Raw genomic sequence first — 21,846 nt, 5'->3', positions numbered from 1 at the left:
TTAATCCCCCCTAACTTGTCTTAATTTTTTGTCTTGAAGTTCTAATACTGTATCGGCTGCTTTTGCCACTTCCTTACTATGAGTAACTACAATTACGCACTTATTTCTTTCTTTGGCAAGTTTTTTTTAATATTTCTATAATTTCACTTGCAGTAGTATCATCTAAGTTTCCTGTTGGTTCATCAGCTAGGATTATTGGAGCATGAGAAACTAAAGCTCTAGCTATTGCAACTCTTTGCTGCTGACCGCCTGAAAGTTTCATTACATTTCTATTTATTTGGTCCCTATCAAGTCCTAGTTCAAGAAGTATATCTTCACTAGCATCTTTATTTACTAATCTAACATTTTCTATTGGAGATAGATAGTCTATAAGATTATAATTTTGAAATACCAGAGAAATATTGTTTTTCCTGTGGTTGCTATAACCCTTTTTTTCTATATCTTCATTTTGAAATAGGATTTTTCCTGATTTTGGATTATCTAGCCCAGCAAGTAAGGAAAGTAGGGTTGATTTACCTGTTCCCGACTTACCTACTATGGCGTAAAACTTTCCCAGTTCAAATTTTTGATTTACAGCTGATAGTACTTTTTCCTTAGAATTGGAATAATTATATGTTACATTTCTAATTTCTAAAACTTCCATTACACTCTCCTAACTTATTTTTGATAATATTTCTTTTGGTTTTTTTACTAAAATCATTATACTAGATATAATAACTGAAATTATTATAATAGCTAATAAAATTCCGTAGCTTTCTATAAATGTTATAAATGAATTTATAAATTCACTATTTTTAGCTAGACTTTCAGGTATTGAAACTGAACTATCACTAGCTAAAAAGCTTCCTACAATCTTACTAGATATAAAATTTCCTACAAGTAGTGATCCAAGTATTGAAGGAATTGATATTAGTATGAGTTCAAATATAAACTGACCTACAATTTTTTTCTTATTAAATCCTATCGAAAGAAGTATTCCTATCTCGTATATACGCTCTCTTAACCAAAGCATAAGTATAAGGGATAAAACTACTACCCCAGCTATCATAATTGAGATAGTCATTATATTTATTATATGACCTATTGCACTTAAAGAATCGAGAGTTTCTTCAAAAACTTTAGTATCTTTTTCAAGATTATATTCTGACCAGTTTATATCAAGGGCCTTTATTTCATCAAATGCTTTTTTCATGTTTTCTGGATTATCTGAAAAAAGTGAAAGTTTATTTATAAGCCTAGTTTTATTATTTAGGGCAAGCTGACTAGATTCATAGTCAAGAAAAACCATATTTTCACTAAAATCAGAAGAAAGTCCTGTGTACATTTCTTGTTTTTTACCAGAGAAAATTCCCACAATTTCAAATTCATAATCTTTATTTTGATTATTTTCCACAGGGCCTAAGAACTCAAGTTTAACCTTATCATTTAATTTCAAATTATTTTTCTTAGCAAAATCTTCATGAATTAGTATTTTATTTTTATCAGTTTTTTCTAAGTGTCTTCCCTCTTTTATATTAAATACACCGCTTGTAAAGAGTACATTTTTTTTAGTGGTATTTGTAGCTTCTACTGAAACGATATTTTTAAATTCATCAGCTAGGTCATCTCTTTCTACTTTTTGCTGACCTTCAACTACTTTTGCATCTTTAGGTTTGGCAAGGGTAAAATACTGATAAATAGATTCGCTAATTTCTTTTATATCATTTATCTTTTGAGTTTTTTCTATCTCAAAAAATCCATTATCTTTTCTTGTTAAGACAAGCTGTGAATTTGAAGATTTATATAATGAATTTTCTAGGTTTTTACTTGATTTCATAATATTTAAACATGAATATAGACAAGAAAGAACTATAGTAAGTATTATAAAAATTATAAGTGATCGCTTTTTCTTTCTTGTTACATATTTTAAAGCATTTTCTAGCAATTTTATACTCCTTTAGTTTTTGATTTTATAATTTATAGCTTTTACAGGGCAAGCATTTTTGCATCTTGCACATCTTATACATTCTAAGTGATTACAATTTTGAACTGGATCTATATTCATTTGACAGACCTTTTTTGCACTTTCCGCACTTTATACATTTATCCTTATCTAGCTTATATTTAAATACTGAAATTGGATTAAATACTGAGTAAATAGCACCTAGAGGACAAATATATTTACAGAAAGGTCTATAAATTATTATAGAAGCAAATATAGTAAGCCCCAATATAAAGGCTTTCCACTTATATAAAAATCCAATAGCACTTCTCATACTCTTATTAAGTAAAACAAGAGGAATTCCGCCTTCTAACATTCCAACCGGGCAAATTAATTTACAAAAAAATGGAGAACCTTGCCCTAAAACATCAACTACAAAAAGAGGAAGAATTATAACAAATACCAATAAAATTAAGTATTTTAACTTTCTCAAGTGTTTATCAAATTTAAAAGTTTTTATTTTTTTAACAAAGGGGATTTTATATAATAAATCTTGAAAAAGTCCAAATGGACATAGCCAGCCACAGACAAATCTACCAAAAAGTGCTCCTATAAAAAATAAAAAACCAACTATATAATAACTGAATTTAAATTTGGAATTTCCTATAACTGCCTGCAAGGAACCTATTGGGCAAGATCCCCTTGCCCCCGGGCATGAATAGCAGTTCATGCCCGGCACGCAAATCTTTTTTAAATCTCCACCATAAATTTTACCGCTCTTATATCCTTCAAGGTAAGAATTTGTTATAACAAACCACACAGTTTGAAAGATATGTCTTATGCGGTCACGCACTTTATAATTATTTGCTTTAACTTTATTTTGAACTTTAATCTTATCCAATTCCAATACACTCCATACATATTCTAATTGCTTTATCTAAAACAATTTTTACCTCTCCCCTGTTAAAGCCGTATATAATCATAAATACGCTTACTATGAGGATTAAGAAAGATAAATATTCTTTTTTTAAAATTTTAGCTTTCATAAAGTTTTATCTCAGCTCTTACTATTTTTTTAGATTTTCTAATTCTTTTTCAACTATTTCTCTCCAAGCTTTTAAATCATGTGAGCCAGAATATGTTTCACCAACAATCTTTCCATTCTTATCTACAAAGAAAGTTTCTGGAAGTGCTTGAATTCCATTTAATCTACCATTGAAATTTGTTTTGTCAGGCATTAAGAATTTGTAATTTGCCTTAGTTTTTTCCTTGATAGTTTTAGCTTTTTCTAAAGCATCTTTGTTTTCACCCTTATCATCAACCGTATCTGTAACTATACCAACTATATTTACTCCCTTATCCTTCATTTCTTCTTGTAGTTTAATTAAGTCTGGGATTTCCTTTATACAAGCTGTACACCAAGTTGCAAAAACATTTACCATTGTAAGATCATATTTTTCAAAATCTTTACTTGAAAATTCTTTTCCTTCAATATCCTTTGTTACAACACTACTTATATCTTCGACTTGATTAGCTCCAAAAGCTTCAGTATTTTCTAAGTCAGATTTTTCAGATAATACAAAACCATTTTCTGGTCTTTCTTTCTTTTCTATAATTTCAGTTTCAGTTTTATTAAATTCACTTGCAAAATCATTTGAATCCTTTTTAGAGCTTAAATAATACTCATATTTACCATCACTAGATTCTCCAAGTTTTTTATGGCTGTCACATTTTGTAATTTTAGATATTTCTTCTTCAGCCATACCCTTTTCAAACATTCCTAGGCTTCCAAATCTTTCTAGTGATTCTTGCCATTTGTCATATTCATCGCCCATTTTACTTACAACAGCATTTTTTTGTTCTTCATTAATACTGCTGAATGTTAGAATAGCATACTTTAATTCTTTATCAATTGGACTTTGGTCATCTAACATTGCTATGTTTTTATCCGCCATTTCAGTTTTGATTTTTTCAGGAAGCTTAAATTTAAGACCTAAAAATTCATAAGTAAATTCATCCTTTGGTTCAAGTGAGTAGTCAGCTGGTTTAAAAGTGTCATTGCTACTAGGGTTATTTTCCTCCATAGTCATACCCGCTTCTTCAGGGCTTATAGCATTTTCGCTATTTTCACTTGTCTTAGTACTTGTGCCATTTTCTTTTCCGCCATTAACATCATTCTTTTTACAAGAAACAGCACTTAAACATAAACTTAATACTAGTAATACAGATGTAATTTTTAAAATATTTTTCTTCATAATTTTTTTCTCCTTCAGATTATTAATTTTAGTGTAAATTCTATATTTTGTTTTTTTAAAACTAATCTAGATTTACTTACAAGATAATAATAACAGGCAATTATGAAATGAATATGAAATAAAAAAAGTTTTTTTAAAAAAATTTTTTTTGCTTTTTTCCCCTATATAAATAGGAAGCTTTTAAAAGTTAATTTTTCTAATGCAAAAAAATATTTTTTTTTAAAAGAAATTTTTAATAGATAGTTTTAAAAAAAGGCTTAAAGCTTTAAATACGATATAGGAAGAACAATCTATTTCTTGACATAGATATATATTATAAATATAATATTATATGTGTTTTTATATCTAAATTGGCAAGTGGGAGGTGTAGAATATATGAAAAGAACTTATCAACCTAATAGAAGAAAAAGATCTATGGATCATGGTTTTAGAAAAAGAATGAGTACTAGAGCTGGTAGAGAAGTGTTAAGAAGAAGAAGGCTAAAAGGAAGAAAAAGACTTTCAGCATAATTAAATGGAAAAAAATTTAAGACTTAGAAAAAATGAAGATTATAAAAAGGTATATAGTAGAGGTTTCAGGTTTTATAACAAAGATTTTAATGGCCTTTGCCTAGATAGTAAAAATAATGGACCAAGGGTTGGCTTTACCATTACTAAAAAGTATGGGAAGGCAAATATGAGAAACAGGACTAGAAGAAGATTAAAGGAAATAGTAAGACTAAATCGAGATATTTTGCCAAATTTAGATATAATAATTGTTCCTAAAAAGCACACATATACTATGGATTTTAATTCGCTTAATGATTCTTATTTAAACCTTATTTATTTTATGAACAAGAGGTATAAAAGAAAATGAATAAATTAGCTATTTCGCTTATTATGTTCTATAAGAAATATATTTCTCATTATTTAGGGGAAGGTAAGTGCAAATTTACGCCAACTTGTTCTAGCTATGCCATTATGAGCTATAAAAAATATAATTTTTTTAAGGCAACTTTTTTAACAGTCTGGAGAATTCTAAGATGTAATCCATTTAGTAAAGGGGGATATGACCCTTTAAAATAGGAGGTTATTATTGCAAATATTAAGTGATTTTTTGGGTAAGATACTCAAATTTATCTTTGAAGCTCTTCAAGGAATTGGCGCAGAGCCTGCTAGCGTTTCTTATTATGCTCTATCCATTATACTTATGAGTGTATTAATGAAACTTATAACTATGCCGCTAATGCTAAAATCAAGCAAGAACGCTGAAAAGATGCAAAGTCTTGGACCAAAACAAAAAGAAATTCAGGAAAAATATAAAAAAGACCCTGAGACCTTAAATAGAGAACTTATGAAACTGTATAAAGAAGAAAACATTTCACCAACTGGTGGTTGTCTTCCAATGATTCTTAATCTAATTATAGTTTTTGCTATGCTTTCAGTTATTAGAGATCCTGCTAAACACATGTTTGAAAATAAGGAACTAATAAATACTATAGCTAAAAACTTCTTTTGGATAAAGGACATTACTGGACCAGACCCACTAAAGTTTGGTTTACCACTTTTATATTCTTTATCAATGTTTTTATATTCTTCAATTTTAAGTTCACAAACTCCTAAAGCTCCAAACCAAAATATGCAGTCAATGAATATGATGACTAAGTATATGCTTCCAGTTATGATGTTCTTCTTTTCATGGACATGGCCAGCAGGACTTTTACTATACTGGGGAACAGGTAATGTTGTGGAGATTTTAGTAAGATTTATTTCTAAGAGTTTTATAAAACAAGGGGAGGAAAAATAGTGAGACAAGTAGTAAGAACAGGAAAGACAATAGACGATGCTGTTAATTCTTGCTTAAAAGTCCTTCAAGTAGACAAAGATAAAGTTCAAATTGAAGTTATTGAAGAACCTAAGACAGGTTTGTTTGGAATAATAGGTTCCAAAGATGCAATTGTAAGAGTAAGTGTGAAGGAAGAAAAAGAAGATATTCTTTCAAGTAGCTTATTTAATGATGGCCCAAGCGAGGGTGAAAAGGTAGAAGAGACTACAAGTAGAGAATTTAAGGAAGAGTCTGAAGAAGAAACAAATAATATAGAAAATGATTTAAATTCTTCTTTAGAAGAAAGTACTCACGAACAATTTTTATCTGAAGAAGATAAGAATGAGGAATTTATAGAAAAAGAAGAAGATGAAAATGAAGATGAAGATTTTTCTGATATAGATGAAGAAGAATCTGTAGTTTCTGTAAGCGAAGAAGAGCTTTTAGAAAAAGCCAAGATAAGCCAAGAGCTACTTGGAGATATTCTTTCTAATATGAAGATTGAATCAAGTATTGAATACAATATAGTTAAAGAAAGAAATATTATTGAATTTAATATAAATGCTTTTGATGACAGAGATACATCTATAGTTATTGGTAGGAGAGGAGAAACCCTTGATGCCATCAACTACATTTTAAATCTTGTTTCTAACAAAAACTTTGAAAATTATACAAGAGTAGTTCTTGATATTGCAAATTATAGGAAGAAAAGAGAAGATCAGTTAATAAAACTTGCTCAAAATAAGGCTTTTAAAGTTAAGAAGTATAAAAAGAATATAAGACTTGAGCCTATGAATCCATACGAAAGAAGAATAGTTCATACAGCTCTTCAATCTTTTGAGGGAGTAACTACTGTATCTGAAGGTCAAGAACCTTATAGAAAAGTTGTAATCAAATATATAAAAAATATGTAGAAAATTTGAGTGAAAAAGCCACTTTTTAATTTAAGAGGCTTTTTTCTTTTTTAATATAAAATGTAGAATTTTTATATTTGGCTGGAAAAAATTTATACTTTGGGATATATTTAAATATATAAATTCTATATTTTATTTATTTTTTCATAAAGGAGGGGAAAATGGAAGATACAATTTGTGCTATATCAACTGCTATCTCTAAGAGCGGAATTGGGATTGTAAGACTATCGGGTAGGGAGGCTTTTGAACTTGGAAAAAAGCATTTTAAATCTAAGACCAATTCAAATATAGAAAATAGAAAATTAATGTATGGTAATTTTTATGATAACGATGAAAATCTTATAGACGAGGTTCTGATTTCTTTTATAAGGGGACCTAAATCTTATACAACTGAAGATATGGTAGAAGTTTATTCACATGGTTCTATTGTTTCTGTTAAAAAGATTTTAGAAAGCTTTTTACATTCTGGTGCAAGAATGGCAGAAAGAGGAGAATTTACTAAAAGAGCTTTTTTAAATGGTAGAATAGATTTAACAAAGGCTGAGGCTGTACTTGATCTTATTAACTCTGAAACAGAGATAGAGCATAGGTCTGCCTTAAATCAGCTTGAGGGATCTGTTACAAGAGAGATTGGTAAGATTTTAGATGATTTAACTGATTTAAATGTTCTTATGGAAGCTTCGATTAATTTTTCTGAAGATGATGAAATAGAGCCAGATAAAAGTTCACTTATTAAAAAGACTGAAGAAGTTTTAGATGAAATAGAAATATTAATTGAATCTCATAAGAGGGGCAAGATTATAAAAAATGGTATTAAAACTATAATTATTGGCAAGCCAAATGTAGGAAAGTCCAGCCTTTTAAATAATTTCCTAAATGAAAATAGGGCTATTGTTACAGATATTCCAGGAACGACTAGAGATGTTATAGAAGAATTTTTGGATGTAGATGGACTTAGTGTAAAGATTGTAGATACAGCTGGAATTAGGCTAACTGAAGATTTAGTGGAAAAAATAGGCGTTGAAAAATCACTAGACCTATCTAAAAATGCAGACCTAATAATAGCAATATTCGATGGTTCAAAAGAGCTTGAAAAGGAAGACTATATGATTTTAGATCATATAAGGGATAAGGAAAAAATTATTGTTGTAAATAAAACAGACCTTGATTTAAAAATAAATTTAGAAGAAATAGAAAAAAGAACTGGAAGTAAACCTATTTTCGCCTCAATGAGTGAAAGAAAGGGAATAAAGGAAATTTTAGATAGTATAAGTAGTCTATTTTTTAGCGGGAAAATCGAAGAGATGGATGATCTTGTGATTACAAGTAGTAGGCAGGAAAATCTTTTAAAAAAAGCCTACTTTTCACTTAAAAATGTTTTAAAGGGATTAGAAGATAATATTTTCCTTGACCTTATAGACGTTGATTTGAAAATAGCTACAGATAGTATTGCAGAGATATTAGGTAGAAATTTTGAAAAAGAAGATGTTCTTGATCAAATTTTCAAGAAATTTTGTATAGGTAAATAGATAATATGGAAGAGATAAAATATTTTGTTGAAGATGAATTTGATATTATAGTTGTAGGTGCAGGCCACGCTGGATGTGAGGCGGGACTTGCAAGTAGCCGACTTGGAAAGAAAACTCTAGTTATAACCATGTCCTTAGAGTCAATTGGAGACCTGCCTTGTAATCCAAACATAGGGGGTACTGGAAAAGGTCATTTAGTTAGAGAAATCGATGCTCTAGGTGGTCAGATGGCTATAAATATAGATAAATCTTTTATTCAGTCTAGAATGCTAAATACTTCAAAAGGTCCTGCCGTTCACTCACTTAGAGTTCAAGCTGATAAGATTAAATATCACATAAACTTAAAAAAAAGTTTTAGAAGACGAGAAAAATTTAAGTCTAGTTGAGGGAGAAGTAATAGAAATTCTCGAAGAAGATGGAAGAGCTGTAGGAGTTAAGCTTTCGAGAGGTTCTATATTTAAGTCTAAGGCTGTTATAGTTGCTAGTGGAACTTATCTAAGTGCCGAAATTTTGATGGGAGAGCTAAAATATAAGTCTGGGCCACATGGTATGGCACCATCATATAGTCTATCAGATTCTCTCAGAAAACTTGGAATAAGTTTAAAGAGATTTAAAACTGGCACGCCAGCTAGAGTTCATAAAGATAGCCTTGATTATTCTTTGATGGAGGTTCAAAAGGGAGATGAAAAAATAATTCCATTTTCTTTTATGACAGATAGAGAAAGTATTCAAATCGATCAGGTAGACTGCTATCTAACTTATACTACAGAGGAAACTAAAAAGATAATATTAGAAAATTTACACAGATCGCCTATGTATTCAGGTGAAAAGAGGGGAGTAGGCCCTAGATACTGTCCATCTATTGAAGATAAGGTTGTAAGATTTTCTGATAAAGATGTTCATCAGGTTTTTATAGAACCAGAGGGACTAACAACTAAGGAGATGTATGCAGCTGGAGTTTCTTCGACCCTACCTTATGAAGTTCAGCTAAAAATGTATAAAACAATAAAGGGTATGAAAGATGTAAAAATTCTAAGGCCATGCTATGGAATAGAATATGATACTATTGAACCAACAAGACTTAAAAGAACTCTTGAATCAAAGGATCTTGAAAGCCTTTATTTTGCTGGTCAAATAAATGGATCAAGCGGATACGAAGAAGCTGCTTGTCAGGGCCTTGTAGCTGGAATTAATGCAAGTAGGAAAATAGACGGCTTAGAAGATTTTATCTTAGATAGATCAAATGCCTATATAGGAGTTTTGATAGATGATTTAGTTACAAAGGGAACCAACGAACCATATAGGATGATGACATCTAGGTGTGAATATAGACTTTATCTAAGGCAAGATAATGCAGATATAAGGCTTACTCAAAAAGGTTATGATATTGGACTTGTTAGCGAAGAGAGATATAGGAAATTTAAAGAAAAGAAAGAACTAATAGATAGTGAGATTGAAAGATTGAAGCTAATAAATATTAATCCAAGCCTTGAAAATAACAAGATTCTTTTAAGCCTTGGGAGTGAAGAAATAAAAAATTCAATTAGCCTATATAATCTTATAAAAAGACCAGAGCTAAACCTTTTAGATACGCTCAAGGCTTTTGAGACCTACATTAATATACCGATTGAAGTTTTAGAAGAAGTTGAGATAATATCCAAGTATGAAGGCTATATAAAAAAACAAATGCAGCAAATAGAATCTTTTAGGAAATTAGAAAATAGAAGCTTAAAAAATATAGAAGATTATAAAGATATAAAGGGACTTTCTAATGAAGCTATTCAAAAATTAAATCAAATGAAACCAGACTCGGTTGGTCAGGCTAGTAGAATATCAGGAGTATCGCCATCTGATATTAACGTCTTACTTATTCATTTGGAGCTGGAAAGGAGAAAAGTTGGGAAATAAATTTGTTGAAGAACTTGAAGCTAAGGGAATCTTAACTTTAGAAAAAAAAAGAAAAAATAGAAAGATTTAAAGAGCTTGTTTTAGACTGGAATAAAAAAATCAACCTTACAGCTATAACAGAAGATGAAGAGTTCTATCTAAAACATACATTAGACTCTATTCTTGCCCTTCAAGCTGAAGAATTTTTTAATGCTAGAAAAATAATAGATATAGGAACAGGAGCGGGATTTCCAGGTATTATATTAAAAATTTTACTTGATGAAAAAGAATTTACCTTAATGGATAGCCTTAAAAAGAGGATTAATTTCTTACAATTAGTTAAAGATGACTTAGGTTTAAAAAAGCTAGAACTCATCCACGCGAGAGCCGAAGAGTTAGCTAGAGATAAAAACTATAGGGAAAAATATGATATAGCTGTATCTAGAGCAGTAGCAGAGCTTAGAACTTTAAGTGAATACTCACTTCCATTTGTTAAAAAAGGCGGATCATTTATAAGTATGAAGGGAGGGGCAGCCGAGGAAGAACTAAGTCTTTCCAAAAATGCAATAAAAATTTTGGGAGGGGGTATTGATAGAATAATTAACTATTCCTTAACTGAAAATGATCATGATAGAAGCCTAATAATTGTAAACAAAACCTCCATAACACCACTAAAATATCCTAGAGCTGGAGGAAAGCCTAGATCAAAACCACTATAATAATAAAGCAAAAGTAGTAGATATTATCTTTATATATCTACTACTTTTTTAATAAAATTAAAAAGGAAGCTAATATTAATACATATTAGCATAATAAAGAACACTATAAAGCTTGACAAATAAGATAAAATAGTGTAAAATTTAAAATAAGGAGGAGTACCTGTAACAATAAATGACAAGGCAAATGGTGCAAATTGGAGATATTGTGAAATATATTTAAATGAAGCAAAAATGGGAACAAGATCAAGTGAAGATAATGTTGCAACAATTATTCATGAGATGGGTCATGTACTTGGTTTAAGAGATATATATAATAAAAATTCAATAATGCATTTTAATGATGGTGGATATGCAAGAAAAGTAACAAAAGATGCGAATGATGCAGTAGTTAATAAATACTAGGAGGTATATTATGAAAAAGAAAATATTAGTCTTAGCACTACTTTTAATATTTACTTCATGCGCGAAGACTGAAAACAAAGAAAAGGCTGAACTAGCACCTAAGAAAACAGAAACAGCTGAAATAGAAAATGAAAAAGAAGTTAATAGTAGCGAAGACAAAGAAGATTTCGTTTTACTTAAAGATAATATAGATAAAAAAGACATTCTTTATAGTGGAGGTACGAGTGCTTCCTATTCAGCAGAAGGAGATTATATAAGCCAAAGCAAGGAAGCTGAAGCAATAATAATAGCTAAAGTAGAAGGAAAGGGAGAAGGCAGAAAACTATCAAGAGGAGGATTAATTTTTACTCCAATTAATGTAGAAGTATTAGATGTATTAAAAGGAGATAAAAATAGAGATTTTTCAACTATAGAACAAGTAGGTGGAGTAACAACAGCAAGAAACTATAGAGACTTTAACTTTGAAACCTCCAACGAAAAAATGGGCCTAGATAAATTAAGTGATGAAGAACTTGATAATAAATATATTGAAATGTATCCAGATGCATATAAGGAATTAAAAAAGGGTGGAGTATATATATTTTATTTAGGAGATCCAGAAAATGAAAAATTAAATTTTACTATACAAATGGACTCATACTCAATACTAAGCCTAGATGAAAACTACGAAGAGTCAAAACAAGTAGCAAATATGATAAAAGAAGAAAGTAAAGCAGCCTATGAATCAGAAGATATATACTTCAAAGGAGAAGTAGACGGAAAAGTAAGTTTAAAAGATATAATAAAGGCAGCAAAAGAATAAAGCATTTTAATTAATATTAAAGCAAGCTAAGTTTAGCTTGCTTTTTTAATTGTGCGCTTTAGCATGAATAAACCACCAGCTATGCTGGTGGTAGAAAAATAAGCTTTAGCTTCAAGCAAAAAACCTCCCATGATAAACTATTTATGTTACTGGCAGTAGCATAGACAGAAAAGGGAGGTATCCTAAATGGATAATAATAGTTTATCACATACATCATGGAATTGTAAGTATCATATAGTATTTGCTCCAAAATATAGAAGACAAGTAATATATGGAAGGTTAAAACAAGATATAGGAAAAATATTAAGGGACTTATGTGATAGAAAAGGAATAAGCATAATAGAAGCAGAATGTTGTCCAGACCATATTCATATGTTGTTAGAAATTCCACCGAAATACAGCATATCTCAAACAATGGGCTATTTAAAAGGAAAAAGTAGTTTGATAATATTTGACAGACATGCAAACTTAAAATACAAATACGGAAATAGACATTTTTGGTGCAGAGGATATTATGTAGATACAGCAGGAAAAAATGCGAAAAAAATACAAGAATATATAAAAAATCAATTAAAAGAAGATTACATGGCAGACCAAATAAGCATTAAAGAATTTGTAGACCCGTTTACGGGAGAGCAAGTAAACAAAAGCAAAAAGTAAGGTGCTTTAGCACCAGCTGTGAAAATTGGTGCACGAGAAAGAAAGTTCGAAGCATGAAATGCTGCCGGTAACAGCCCCTTATAGGGGCAAAACAAACCACCGGCTTAGCCGGTGGTTATGATTACAAAAATTATTAATAATTAGCTATTCATTAGTTATGTTTCACGTGAAACATATATTAAACAAAAAAAAAACTAAAATGTTTCACGTGAAACAAAATACAGATTAAACTATAAATATATGGTACAATATAAATGAAGGTGAAAAAATGAAAATTAGTATTTATATTGATAGAGATTGGGCGGAAAATAAAAATATTTTTTTGCTTTTTAAAAAACTAAGAAAATTATCTATTGATAGAAGACTTGAGATTAAAAAAATTGCAACATTCAAATATAATGCAAAAAATATAGAAAAAATAATAAATAATAAAGATGAAAACAAGATAATTATATCTGCAAAAAACAAGTATATAGCAAAAGCAAAGGTTAACTCAAGTCATTTTGAAAATTATACAGACAAAAATACAATCTTTCTTGATGAAAACCTAATCAATTTAAATGAAGAATTTTCAAAGCTTGAAAAGAATAGCTATTTAATATCTTATAAGTTTTTTGGCATATCTAAAAGAGACCTAAGAGAAAAACTAATATTAGACTTTAAAAAATATAATATTTTAGTAAAAATCAAGGGCTTTAAATTAAACGACGAACTAATTCTAACTATAAAATTTAAAAATGACAGCTACTTAAAAACAGATCTGAGCTTTATAGATGACTTATTTGCGAGTGAATACAAAGAGTATTATATAGGAAAAAATTATAAATCTGCTGAAGAAAGTCTATTTTCAGAAATAAAAAAAAGAAATATTAATCTAATAACTGGCGAATCTATAACAGGAGGGCTTGTTGCAGCTAAGTTTATAAATAACAAGGGTGCATCCAATTATATAAAGGAATCCTTTATAGTATATTCTAATGAGGCAAAGATTAAAACACTTGGAGTAAGGAAAAATACTTTAGATAAATATACAGCCGTAAGCAAACAAACACTTATTGAGATGCTAAAAGGACTAGAAAGAAAGAACACTTTGGCTATAGCTACAAGCGGCTATGCAGACGGAGAAAGAGATATATGCGGTATAGTATATTTTGGTGCATATTATAATGGAAGATTTAGGCTAGTAAGAAAAAGATATAGAGGAAAAAGAAATGAGGTAAGGGAAAATGCAAGTAAGGACGCCTTATTAAATGCCTATATTTTATTAAAATCTTTATAAAAATATTTCTTATATAGCTAGCAATATGGTATAATTTATTAAAAAGGAGGGTTTATGGCTAGAATAATCTCTATATTCAATCAAAAAGGAGGAGTTGGGAAAACAACTTCTGTGGTTAATATTGCTTCGGCTCTGGGAAAGCTCGGTAAAAAAGTGCTTGTTGTGGACATAGATCCTCAAGGCAATGCTACAAGCGGTCTAGGAGTAGATAAGAATTCTCATAAAACTATTTATTCCTTATTACTTAATAGTAATTTTGAAGATGGGTATTTAAAAGAAACATCTTCTAAAAATGTATCCCTTATCCCAGCTAATTCAGAGCTTGCAGGAACTGAAGTGGAGCTTGTTAATTTAGAGGATAGGGAGCTTAGGCTAAAAAATGCTCTAGAAAAATTTGAAAATGATTTTGATTATATACTAATTGACCCACCGCCTTCTTTGGGTCAGCTTAGTATCAACGCTTTAGTAGCATCAGATTCCATTATCATACCGATTCAGGCTGAGTATTATGCTTTGGAAGGAGTAAGTGAGCTTGTAAAAACCTACAATCTAGTAAAAGATACTCTAAATAAAGATTTAGAGATAGAAGGGGTTTTAATTTCTATGTTTGATGGAAGGAACAATTTAGCTCTAGAAGTTCTTGAGGAAGTTAAAAAGTATTTTAAGTCAAAAGTTTTTAAAACTTCAATTCCAAGAAATATAAGGGTAGCTGAAGCTCCGTCCTATGGTCTTTCTGTAATTGACTACGATGAAAATTCTAAGGGAGCAAAGGCCTATATGAAGATTGCTAAAGAGATAGTAAGAAACAATAAGAGGTGATTCAGTGGCAAAAAAAGAACGGGACTAGGCAAGGGCTTAGGAGCTTTAATAAGTAGTGAAGATATTGAAAGGGAGAAAAAAGACTCCATTGAAAAAATTGATTTAGATACTATAAGAGCCAATAAAGATCAGCCTAGAAAAGAATTTGATGAAGAAAAAATTAAAGAGTTGGCTGAGTCAATAAAAAGTCATGGAATAATTCAGCCGCTTATATTAAGGAAGAAAGATGGATATTATGAAATTGTAGCTGGGGAGAGAAGATTTAGGGCGGCAAAGCTTGTTCAACTTGAAAAAGTTCCCGCTATTGTTGTCGACATAGACGATGACAAGGCAAATGTTCTTTCTATAATTGAAAATATTCAAAGGGAAGATTTAAATGCTGTTGAAGAAGCGAGTAGTTATAAGAGCCTACTTGAAAGGTATAAGATAACCCAGGAGGAGCTTTCTAAAAAGATTGGAAAATCAAGGTCTTATATAACAAATACAATTAGACTTCTTAATTTAGATGATGAAAGCTTAAAATCTTTAGAAGATAGGTCTATAACGCCTACTCAAGCTAGAAGTTTACTTGCAATAGATGATTTAAAAAAGAGAAATAAATATCTTAATGATCTCATAAACAAAAAGACAAATATTAGAAAGATTGAGAAAGCAAGTAAAGAAAAAGAAAAAGATATTTTTAGTGAAGATTTAGAAAAGAGAATGGAAGAAGTTCTTGGAACTAAGGTAAGTATTGTAAAAAGAAAAAAAGGTGGAAAGATCGAAATAAAATATTTTGACAATGACGACCTACAAAGATTATTAGAATTATTAAATATAGAGTAAAGGAGATTATAAAGTGGATAAATTAATTAATTTAAGTCTAGAAAATTATTTGGAAAATGCTAAAACAAAGGAACCATACCCAGGAGGAGGATCTGTAGCAGCTTATGTTGGAGCAGTTGGAACAGCTCTTTCTATCATGGTTTTAAATCTATCTTATGACAAAAAATCATACAAAGAAATAGACGAGTCTATTAAAACAAAGCTAGAAGACTTAAAAGCTTCATTTGATAAGGATATTGAACTTTTAAAAAAATATGTAGATGAAGATGCAAGTAGTTTTGGGGGCGTGTTAGATGCTTTAAAACTTCCTAAAGAAACTGAAGAAGAAAAGAAAATTAGAAGTGAAAAGATTCAAGATGGTTATAAATATGCTTTAGAAGTTCCTCTTGGAACTGCTAGAACTTTAAATAACATCTTAAATAACCTAGATCTTTTTCGTAAAATATGGTACAGTTTCAGCAATTACTGATGTAGGATGCTCAATTCTTTTTGTAAGTTCAGCTATTGAGGCAGCTTTATTTAATGTTACTATAAATCTAAAGTCACTAAAGGATGAGGATTTTAGATCTAAGGTAGAAAAAGAAACTCATGACTTAATTGAAAATGCTCATAGATTAAGGGATAAATATCTAGAAGAAACCTACAATAGATTAAAATAGGAGGGTTTATGATTTATTTTGACAATGCTGCAACATCTTTTCCCAAACCAAAAGAGGTTATAGATGCAGTTAGTGAGTGTATGACTTCTTATGCGGCAAACCCAGGTAGGTCTGGGCATAAAATGTCTCTTATGATGGATAGAAAAATATTTGAAGCTAGAGAAGAAATAACAGATTTTATAGGTGGAGATGACCCGCTTAAGCTAATTTTTACTTCTAATGCTACTGAAGCGCTAAATATTGCAATAAGGGGTTCGGTTCACGAAGAAAGCCACGTTGTTACTACATCTCTTGAGCATAATTCTGTTTTAAGACCGCTTACACATTTAAAAAATGATAAAAATATAAAGTTAGATATTGTTTACGGTGACAAAAATTCTTATTTGAGTGCTAATAAGATTATGGAAAAGGTAACTAAAGATACAAGGGCTGTAGTTGTTACCCATATTTCCAACTTAACTGGAAGCGTAGTTGATATAGAAGAATTAGGCCAAAGAATTAAAGATTTAAATCCCAATATATTATTTATAGTTGACGCCTCTCAGTCAATTGGTCTTTTTGATGTAGATGTAAAAAGTATGAATATAGATTTACTTTGCTTTCCAGGACATAAGTCGCTACTTGGGCCAATGGGAACTGGAGCATGCTATATAAATACAGACATAGAGCTTGACTGTTATAGAGAGGGTGGAACAGGATCTTTTTCTAAACAATTAACCCAGCCTAATGTATATCCTGATAAGTTTGAAGCTGGCACTTTAAATGGGCCTGGTATAGTTGGGCTTATGGAAGGAGTAAGATATATTAAAAAAGTTGGAAGAGAAAATATTAAAAAGCATGAGCTTTCACTAAGGAAAAGATTTATAGAGGGGATTAAGGATTTGGATTTTGTTACAGTCTATGGCCCAATTGACGAACACTATTCGAATGTTTTAGCTATGAATATTAATGGAGTAGATTCATCTCTTGTTAGCTATAGGTTATCCGAAGAATTTGATATTGCAACTCGTCCAGGTATTCACTGCGCACCTCTTTGTCATGAAACTATAAATACAAGCGATATTGGGCTTGTGAGATTTAGTTTTGGCTACAGCAATACAGAAGAGGAAGTTGATAAGGCTATTTCTGCAATTAAAGCAATAGGTGAAAGTGAATGCAAGGATTAATAAATTTTTTTAAAACCGCTTCAGTCATATTATCGATAATAAGCATTGTGGGTGTCATTTTTCTATTTATGGTTATAGGTATTTTAAATAGAAGAATCAATAGGCTAAGAAAAAGATATGACAAGCTCCTTAGGGGTAGGGGAGAGATTAACATGGAAGAACTTGTTAGTATGCACTCTAAGGAAATAGAAAATTCTGAAATAAAGTTAAGTGAACTTGAAAATGATTTTAAGTTGCAAAAAGATTTTATAAAAAGAAGTATAGAGGAAATCCAAAACCAAAACAATCTAGCTGTTTCAAAGATAGGATTTCATAGGTATAATGCATTTGAGTATTTAAAGGGAGAAATGAGTTTTTCTTTAGCCCTTTTAGATGGATCTGGAAATGGACTTATAGTTACATCTATTTTTGGTAGAGAGAATTCGCAGATGTATGCAAAAGAAGTTAAAAATTTAAAAGCGGTTGATGAGTTATCTATAGAAGAAGAAATTGCTTTAAAAATGGCAATAGATAAAAAATAATTTTAGGAGGAATTAAATTGGAACTTTTTGAAGGCTTAAAGAAAAATATTGAAAACAAGGATTTAAGAATTGTATTTCCTGAATCTCAAGATGAAAGAATTTTAAGAGCTGTAGCTAGGCTTGAAAAGGAAAAAATAGTTAGACCGATACTTATTGGAAGTAGGGAAGAAGTATTAAATAAGGGAAAAGAATTGGACCTTGACCTTGGAGGAATAGAAATTATTGATCCAGAAAATTATGATGGATATGAAGATTTGGTTAATAGCTTTGTTGAAAGAAGAAAGGGAAAAGCAGCTAAAGACGATGCATATAAAATTCTAAAAAATCATAACTATTTTGGAACAATGCTAGTTTATAAGAAGCTTGCTGATGGAATGGTTTCAGGTGCTGTAGGATCAACTGGCGATACTGTAAGACCAGCCCTACAAATTGTAAAGACAAAGCCTGGAGTATCTAGAATTTCTGGAGCCATGATTATGATTAGTCCTGAAGGTGAAAAATACGTATTTTCTGATATAGCTATAAATATTACTCTCGAAGAAGATGCCTTGGCAGAAGTTGCGGTTGAAACAGCTAAAACTGCTAAGATGTTTGGTATAGATCCTAAAGTTGCTCTTCTTTCTTTTTCAAGTAAGGGTTCTGCTAAGTCTCCTGAGCAAGAAAAAGTAATGAATGCAGCTATTAAGGCAAAAAATATGGCACCTGAATTTAAAATAGATGGAGAGCTTCAATTTGATGCAGCTTTTGTAGAAAGTGTTGGGGTGAAGAAGGCTCCAGGCTCTGAAGTTGCAGGTAAGGCAAATGTATTTATCTTTCCTAGCTTGGAAGCTGGAAATATTGGATATAAAATTGCACAAAGACTTGGTAAGTTTGAAGCGATTGGCCCTATTCTTCAAGGACTTGCAGCGCCAATTTCTGACCTATCAAGAGGATGTAATGAAGAAGATATATATAAATTAACTATAATTACGGCAAATCAAGCAATAAATGACTAGGGTTTATAGGTACAGAGATCTTTCTATCATAGATTTTGGAGAAATGGAGATCTTAATAGCTTGTGACTCACTTGGCTCTATTGGGGAGAAGAAGTTAGATTTAGTTAAAACTAAAAATGAGATAGCTGGATACTATGAAGCTAGAGTTGTTTTAATGGAACTTATATCTCAGGGCGGTGAGATAAAAAGTCTTGTAAATGCTGTTTGTAATGAGTGGAATCCAACAGGAGCAGGAATTAAAAAAGGTATAGAACGTGCCTTGAAGGAAATAAATCTTGATCCTAATTTAGTTCTTAATGGTTCAACAGAGGAAAATTTTGAAACTTCTATGACTGCTTTAGGAATTATGGGAGTAGCTACAAGAAAAAAGAAATCATACTACTCAAAATCGGGTGAGATTGTATTGGCACTTGGAAAAAGGCTTTTGGGAGAAGATGTTGTAAAAGATGGTGGAAGCAGAATATTATCTTTAAATGATCTTATTCACCTTAGAAAAATGGACTATATCTCAGAACTCTTACCTGTTGGGTCTAAGGGAATTAATTATGAAATTTCAAAACTTGAAGAAAATAGTGGTTTAAAAGCAGAAATTTATGATAGTAAAATCGACAAGAACCTATCATGCGGTCCTTCAACAGTTGTCCTAGCTAGTTTAAAAGAAGAAGATATTAAGAAACTTGATTTTTTAGATATAGATAAAGAAATTGTGGCAAAGTTTATATAATATAAAGAGGTATGAAATGAAATTTAAAATATTAAATAGTAGTGCAAAAAAATATTTGAAAAATGTATATATTGAATATAGCCCAATATTTGAAAGATTGGCACTAGGGGCTAATAATCAAGATAAGATTATTATTGATGCACTAGGAGCTTGCTTGCAAGTTAAGAATAGGGAAGTTATAGACTCTGGATTTATTTATACAGTAACATTAAATGAGGTCTATAAAAATGATAAAAATCACTTTAATAAAATTGATAGCGATGACCAATATTTTTTAACTACGCTTCCAGAAAATACTATGGAATTTCAAAAATTAAATGATTTAAAATATAGTTTAAGAGCACCCCTTATCCTTAAAAATTACTATGACCTTTCTATTGGAGAGATATCAAACATACTTGATGAAAAGGCGGACATAGTTGAAAGAAGGATAAAGAGAGCTGAAAAGAGGCTGATATAATGAAAGAGACAATTAAAACATATTTAGACAATGAAACAACAAAACTAGCTTCAGGTCAAAAACCAATTAGAGAAGATATACTAAAAAAAGTTGATAAACTTCCTTTCTTTTACTACATGAAAAAAACTTTTTTTATGCTTATTGGTCTGGTAATTATTTTAGCTATAGTAATATTTGCTTTTGCAAAACCATCATCTAAAAACAAAGATAAGAAGCCAGAAAATAAAGTAACAGAAACTTCAAGTCCAAATACTAGTCAAACTAATACCAATAATAGCACTACAAGTAGTCCAGACAAAAATCAAAATAATAACAACACACAAAATACAACTAACACAAATGAGTTAAATAAAGATAAAACCAATGAGTCAACTGAAGATGGACAAAATGCAGACACTACTAATACAGATTCTTCAGTAAATTCAATATCAAATAAGAAAACTGATAAGTTTGATGTAACAGTTAAAAATAGTGAAGTTAGTTTTGATAGTCCTAAACTAGACATATATGTAAAAAATTTAGGGGAAGAAACAAGTATTACTTCTACTTTTGATGTTTATAAAGATGGTAACAAACTTGAACTTAAAGAAGAAATTCAAAGTGTTGAAGCTCAGCTAAAAAAAGATGCTGTATTATATATAGGGATAGATTTAAGTGACTACGAAGGCTTTGATAAAGGCAAGTACAAGATAAGTAAGGAATTATCTGGGGAAGAAGTATCATTTGATATAACTGTAAAATAATGAGAGTAGATAAATTTTTAGCTAATTCAGGAATTGGCAGTAGAAAAGAAGTCAAAAAACTAATTAAAGAAAAAAAGAGTTAGGCTTGGAGATGAAATTATAAAAGATCCAGGCAAGGAAGTAAAAGATAGCGACTTAGTTTATCTAGATAATGTGCCCATATCTTATAAAAAATATGTCTATATAGTTATGAACAAGAGAGCTGGCGTGGTAAGCGCTGTAGAAGATAATATTTACCAGACGGTAGTAGAAGAACTGGATGATTACCTACTTAGCTTTAAACCTTTTCCAGTTGGTAGACTAGACAGGGATACTACTGGCCTACTTATTCTAACTAATGATGGTGATTTTTCTCATAATTGCATGCACCCTAAAAGAGGAGTAAAAAAAACTTATTTAGCTCTTGTAGATAGGGATCTGGAGGAAAAAGATGTGGTAAAATTCCAAAAAGGAATATTTTTAGAAGAGGAAAATATAAGGACAAAAGAGGCAAAACTTGAAATATTAGAAGATAGACTTGCTAGGGTTACAATTACAGAAGGAAAGTATCATCAGGTTAAGAGAATGTTTAAGGCCTGCGAAAAAAATGTAATTGAACTTAAAAGGATTAAGATAGGAGAATATGAACTTCCAGAAGATCTAAAGCTAGGGGATTATAGAGAAGTTGATAGAAATAGTCTTGATAAAATATTTGAATAAAACCTGCTGGGATTAAATTTTTCCCCAGCAGGTTTTTTATATAAAAATCTAAATATATTTTTT

26 protein-coding genes and 3 pseudogenes are annotated in these 21,846 nt (G+C 30.4%); 24 read left to right on the top strand and 5 right to left on the bottom strand.

The window, feature by feature from the left end; translation table 11 throughout:
* The 5 genes and pseudogenes from VLK81_RS01405 to VLK81_RS01385 all read right to left on the bottom strand — a co-directional run bounded on the left by VLK81_RS01405 (nt 1) and on the right by VLK81_RS01385 (nt 4,176).
* Nucleotides 1-643: pseudogene (locus VLK81_RS01405) on the bottom strand (ABC transporter ATP-binding protein).
* A 9-nt stretch (nt 644-652) separates the two neighbouring features.
* Nucleotides 653-1,816, bottom strand: a complete 1,164-nt coding sequence (locus tag VLK81_RS01400; RefSeq protein WP_456151804.1) for an ABC transporter permease — start codon at nt 1,814-1,816, stop codon at nt 653-655.
* A 120-nt stretch (nt 1,817-1,936) separates the two neighbouring features.
* Nucleotides 1,937-2,822, bottom strand: a pseudogene (locus tag VLK81_RS01395) (4Fe-4S binding protein).
* Entirely contained in the window at nt 2,815-2,967 is a 153-nt protein-coding gene (locus VLK81_RS01390; RefSeq protein ID WP_324618723.1) for a CD1871A family CXXC motif-containing protein, read from the bottom strand. Before VLK81_RS01390 ends, VLK81_RS01395 begins: the two are co-directional and overlap by 8 nt.
* Before the next feature lie 21 nt (nt 2,968-2,988).
* Nucleotides 2,989-4,176, bottom strand: a complete 1,188-nt coding sequence (locus tag VLK81_RS01385; RefSeq protein ID WP_324618722.1) for a TlpA family protein disulfide reductase — start codon at nt 4,174-4,176, stop codon at nt 2,989-2,991.
* 375 nt (nt 4,177-4,551) lie between these two features.
* Between VLK81_RS01385 and rpmH the strand changes: the two genes are divergently transcribed.
* The 24 genes and pseudogenes from rpmH to VLK81_RS01275 all read left to right on the top strand — a co-directional run bounded on the left by rpmH (nt 4,552) and on the right by VLK81_RS01275 (nt 21,783).
* Complete coding sequence (gene rpmH / locus VLK81_RS01380; RefSeq protein ID WP_324618721.1) at nt 4,552-4,686, top strand: 50S ribosomal protein L34; 135 nt, start codon at nt 4,552-4,554, stop codon at nt 4,684-4,686.
* A gap of 4 nt (nt 4,687-4,690) precedes the next feature.
* A complete protein-coding gene (gene rnpA, locus VLK81_RS01375; protein WP_324618720.1) occupies nt 4,691-5,032 on the top strand; it encodes a ribonuclease P protein component in 342 nt (113 codons plus the stop codon).
* Entirely contained in the window at nt 5,029-5,241 is a 213-nt protein-coding gene (yidD, locus tag VLK81_RS01370; RefSeq protein ID WP_324618719.1) for a membrane protein insertion efficiency factor YidD, read from the top strand. Before rnpA ends, yidD begins: the two co-directional genes overlap by 4 nt.
* Before the next feature lie 10 nt (nt 5,242-5,251).
* A complete protein-coding gene (locus VLK81_RS01365) occupies nt 5,252-5,962 on the top strand; it encodes a YidC/Oxa1 family membrane protein insertase (RefSeq protein WP_324618718.1) in 711 nt (236 codons plus the stop codon).
* Complete coding sequence (gene jag, locus VLK81_RS01360; RefSeq protein WP_324618717.1) at nt 5,962-6,894, top strand: RNA-binding cell elongation regulator Jag/EloR; 933 nt, start codon at nt 5,962-5,964, stop codon at nt 6,892-6,894. Before VLK81_RS01365 ends, jag begins: the two co-directional genes overlap by 1 nt.
* Nucleotides 6,895-7,055: 161 nt before the next feature.
* Nucleotides 7,056-8,423, top strand: coding sequence for a tRNA uridine-5-carboxymethylaminomethyl(34) synthesis GTPase MnmE (mnmE, locus tag VLK81_RS01355; RefSeq protein ID WP_324618716.1), 1,368 nt, complete (start codon nt 7,056-7,058; stop codon nt 8,421-8,423).
* Nucleotides 8,424-8,428: 5 nt separating this feature from the next.
* A pseudogene (gene mnmG, locus VLK81_RS01350) lies at nt 8,429-10,331 on the top strand (tRNA uridine-5-carboxymethylaminomethyl(34) synthesis enzyme MnmG).
* A gap of 56 nt (nt 10,332-10,387) precedes the next feature.
* Complete coding sequence (gene rsmG, locus VLK81_RS01345) at nt 10,388-11,029, top strand: 16S rRNA (guanine(527)-N(7))-methyltransferase RsmG (RefSeq protein ID WP_324618905.1); 642 nt, start codon at nt 10,388-10,390, stop codon at nt 11,027-11,029.
* Nucleotides 11,030-11,260: 231 nt separating this feature from the next.
* Nucleotides 11,261-11,431 (top strand): zinc metalloprotease, encoded by a 171-nt coding sequence (locus VLK81_RS01340; RefSeq protein ID WP_324618715.1) that lies wholly within the window; start codon nt 11,261-11,263, stop codon nt 11,429-11,431.
* 10 nt (nt 11,432-11,441) lie between these two features.
* A complete protein-coding gene (locus tag VLK81_RS01335) occupies nt 11,442-12,233 on the top strand; it encodes a hypothetical protein (protein WP_324618714.1) in 792 nt (263 codons plus the stop codon).
* A 186-nt stretch (nt 12,234-12,419) separates the two neighbouring features.
* Nucleotides 12,420-12,893, top strand: a complete 474-nt coding sequence (gene tnpA, locus VLK81_RS01330) for an IS200/IS605 family transposase (RefSeq protein ID WP_324618628.1) — start codon at nt 12,420-12,422, stop codon at nt 12,891-12,893.
* Nucleotides 12,894-13,161: 268 nt separating this feature from the next.
* Nucleotides 13,162-14,172 carry a CinA family protein gene (locus VLK81_RS01325; RefSeq protein WP_324618713.1) on the top strand — a complete coding sequence of 337 codons (1,011 nt, stop codon included), beginning with the start codon at nt 13,162-13,164 and terminating at the stop codon, nt 14,170-14,172.
* Nucleotides 14,173-14,226: 54 nt separating this feature from the next.
* A complete protein-coding gene (locus tag VLK81_RS01320; RefSeq protein ID WP_324618712.1) occupies nt 14,227-14,991 on the top strand; it encodes a ParA family protein in 765 nt (254 codons plus the stop codon).
* A 48-nt stretch (nt 14,992-15,039) separates the two neighbouring features.
* The gene (locus VLK81_RS01315; RefSeq protein WP_324618903.1) at nt 15,040-15,816 is read left to right on the top strand and encodes a ParB/RepB/Spo0J family partition protein; all 777 of its coding nucleotides are present in this window, start codon (nt 15,040-15,042) and stop codon (nt 15,814-15,816) included.
* 13 nt (nt 15,817-15,829) lie between these two features.
* Nucleotides 15,830-16,285 (top strand): cyclodeaminase/cyclohydrolase family protein, encoded by a 456-nt coding sequence (locus VLK81_RS01310; RefSeq protein WP_324618711.1) that lies wholly within the window; start codon nt 15,830-15,832, stop codon nt 16,283-16,285.
* Complete coding sequence (locus VLK81_RS09725) at nt 16,245-16,475, top strand: cyclodeaminase/cyclohydrolase family protein (RefSeq protein WP_407651953.1); 231 nt, start codon at nt 16,245-16,247, stop codon at nt 16,473-16,475. The genes VLK81_RS01310 and VLK81_RS09725 overlap by 41 nt, the downstream gene beginning before the upstream one ends.
* An 8-nt stretch (nt 16,476-16,483) precedes the next feature.
* Nucleotides 16,484-17,641 (top strand): aminotransferase class V-fold PLP-dependent enzyme, encoded by a 1,158-nt coding sequence (locus VLK81_RS01305; protein ID WP_324618710.1) that lies wholly within the window; start codon nt 16,484-16,486, stop codon nt 17,639-17,641.
* Nucleotides 17,629-18,162 (top strand): DUF4446 family protein, encoded by a 534-nt coding sequence (locus tag VLK81_RS01300; protein ID WP_324618709.1) that lies wholly within the window; start codon nt 17,629-17,631, stop codon nt 18,160-18,162. The genes VLK81_RS01305 and VLK81_RS01300 overlap by 13 nt, the downstream gene beginning before the upstream one ends.
* Nucleotides 18,163-18,179: 17 nt before the next feature.
* Entirely contained in the window at nt 18,180-19,157 is a 978-nt protein-coding gene (gene pta / locus VLK81_RS01295) for a phosphate acetyltransferase (RefSeq protein WP_324618708.1), read from the top strand.
* Entirely contained in the window at nt 19,150-19,881 is a 732-nt protein-coding gene (locus tag VLK81_RS01290) for a hypothetical protein (protein ID WP_324618707.1), read from the top strand. Before pta ends, VLK81_RS01290 begins: the two co-directional genes overlap by 8 nt.
* 16 nt (nt 19,882-19,897) lie before the next feature.
* Complete coding sequence (locus tag VLK81_RS01285; protein ID WP_324618706.1) at nt 19,898-20,341, top strand: hypothetical protein; 444 nt, start codon at nt 19,898-19,900, stop codon at nt 20,339-20,341.
* Complete coding sequence (locus VLK81_RS01280; protein ID WP_324618705.1) at nt 20,341-21,084, top strand: hypothetical protein; 744 nt, start codon at nt 20,341-20,343, stop codon at nt 21,082-21,084. The genes VLK81_RS01285 and VLK81_RS01280 overlap by 1 nt, the downstream gene beginning before the upstream one ends.
* On the top strand, nt 21,084-21,167 hold the full coding sequence (locus VLK81_RS09720; protein WP_407651952.1) for a S4 domain-containing protein: 84 nt from the start codon (nt 21,084-21,086) through the stop codon (nt 21,165-21,167). Before VLK81_RS01280 ends, VLK81_RS09720 begins: the two co-directional genes overlap by 1 nt.
* Before the next feature lie 106 nt (nt 21,168-21,273).
* Nucleotides 21,274-21,783, top strand: a complete 510-nt coding sequence (locus tag VLK81_RS01275) for a 16S rRNA pseudouridine(516) synthase (protein WP_324618704.1) — start codon at nt 21,274-21,276, stop codon at nt 21,781-21,783.
* Nucleotides 21,784-21,846: the final 63 nt, after the last annotated feature.

The organism is Citroniella saccharovorans (genome assembly GCF_035481615.1).
GTDB classification, from domain to species: domain Bacteria; phylum Bacillota; class Clostridia; order Tissierellales; family Peptoniphilaceae; genus Citroniella; species Citroniella saccharovorans.
Note: the sequence above shows the minus strand (reverse complement) of the source record. Positions and strands in the feature narration are given on the sequence as shown.

Coding starts and splice junctions, on each gene's coding strand:
- VLK81_RS01290 (WP_324618707.1), top strand. CDS start 19,150: ATGACTAGGGTTTATAGGTACAGAGATCTTTCTATCATAGATTTTGGA.
- VLK81_RS01275 (WP_324618704.1), top strand. CDS start 21,274: ATGAACAAGAGAGCTGGCGTGGTAAGCGCTGTAGAAGATAATATTTAC.
- VLK81_RS01285 (WP_324618706.1), top strand. CDS start 19,898: ATGAAATTTAAAATATTAAATAGTAGTGCAAAAAAATATTTGAAAAAT.
- VLK81_RS01320 (WP_324618712.1), top strand. CDS start 14,227: ATGGCTAGAATAATCTCTATATTCAATCAAAAAGGAGGAGTTGGGAAA.
- VLK81_RS01400 (WP_456151804.1), bottom strand. CDS start 1,816: ATGAAATCAAGTAAAAACCTAGAAAATTCATTATATAAATCTTCAAAT.
- VLK81_RS09720 (WP_407651952.1), top strand. CDS start 21,084: ATGAGAGTAGATAAATTTTTAGCTAATTCAGGAATTGGCAGTAGAAAA.
- VLK81_RS01340 (WP_324618715.1), top strand. CDS start 11,261: ATGGGAACAAGATCAAGTGAAGATAATGTTGCAACAATTATTCATGAG.
- mnmE (WP_324618716.1), top strand. CDS start 7,056: ATGGAAGATACAATTTGTGCTATATCAACTGCTATCTCTAAGAGCGGA.
- yidD (WP_324618719.1), top strand. CDS start 5,029: ATGAATAAATTAGCTATTTCGCTTATTATGTTCTATAAGAAATATATT.
- VLK81_RS01280 (WP_324618705.1), top strand. CDS start 20,341: ATGAAAGAGACAATTAAAACATATTTAGACAATGAAACAACAAAACTA.
- VLK81_RS01325 (WP_324618713.1), top strand. CDS start 13,162: ATGAAAATTAGTATTTATATTGATAGAGATTGGGCGGAAAATAAAAAT.
- VLK81_RS01385 (WP_324618722.1), bottom strand. CDS start 4,176: ATGAAGAAAAATATTTTAAAAATTACATCTGTATTACTAGTATTAAGT.
- VLK81_RS01390 (WP_324618723.1), bottom strand. CDS start 2,967: ATGAAAGCTAAAATTTTAAAAAAAGAATATTTATCTTTCTTAATCCTC.
- tnpA (WP_324618628.1), top strand. CDS start 12,420: ATGGATAATAATAGTTTATCACATACATCATGGAATTGTAAGTATCAT.
- VLK81_RS01300 (WP_324618709.1), top strand. CDS start 17,629: ATGCAAGGATTAATAAATTTTTTTAAAACCGCTTCAGTCATATTATCG.
- VLK81_RS01335 (WP_324618714.1), top strand. CDS start 11,442: ATGAAAAAGAAAATATTAGTCTTAGCACTACTTTTAATATTTACTTCA.
- rpmH (WP_324618721.1), top strand. CDS start 4,552: ATGAAAAGAACTTATCAACCTAATAGAAGAAAAAGATCTATGGATCAT.
- rnpA (WP_324618720.1), top strand. CDS start 4,691: ATGGAAAAAAATTTAAGACTTAGAAAAAATGAAGATTATAAAAAGGTA.
- VLK81_RS01305 (WP_324618710.1), top strand. CDS start 16,484: ATGATTTATTTTGACAATGCTGCAACATCTTTTCCCAAACCAAAAGAG.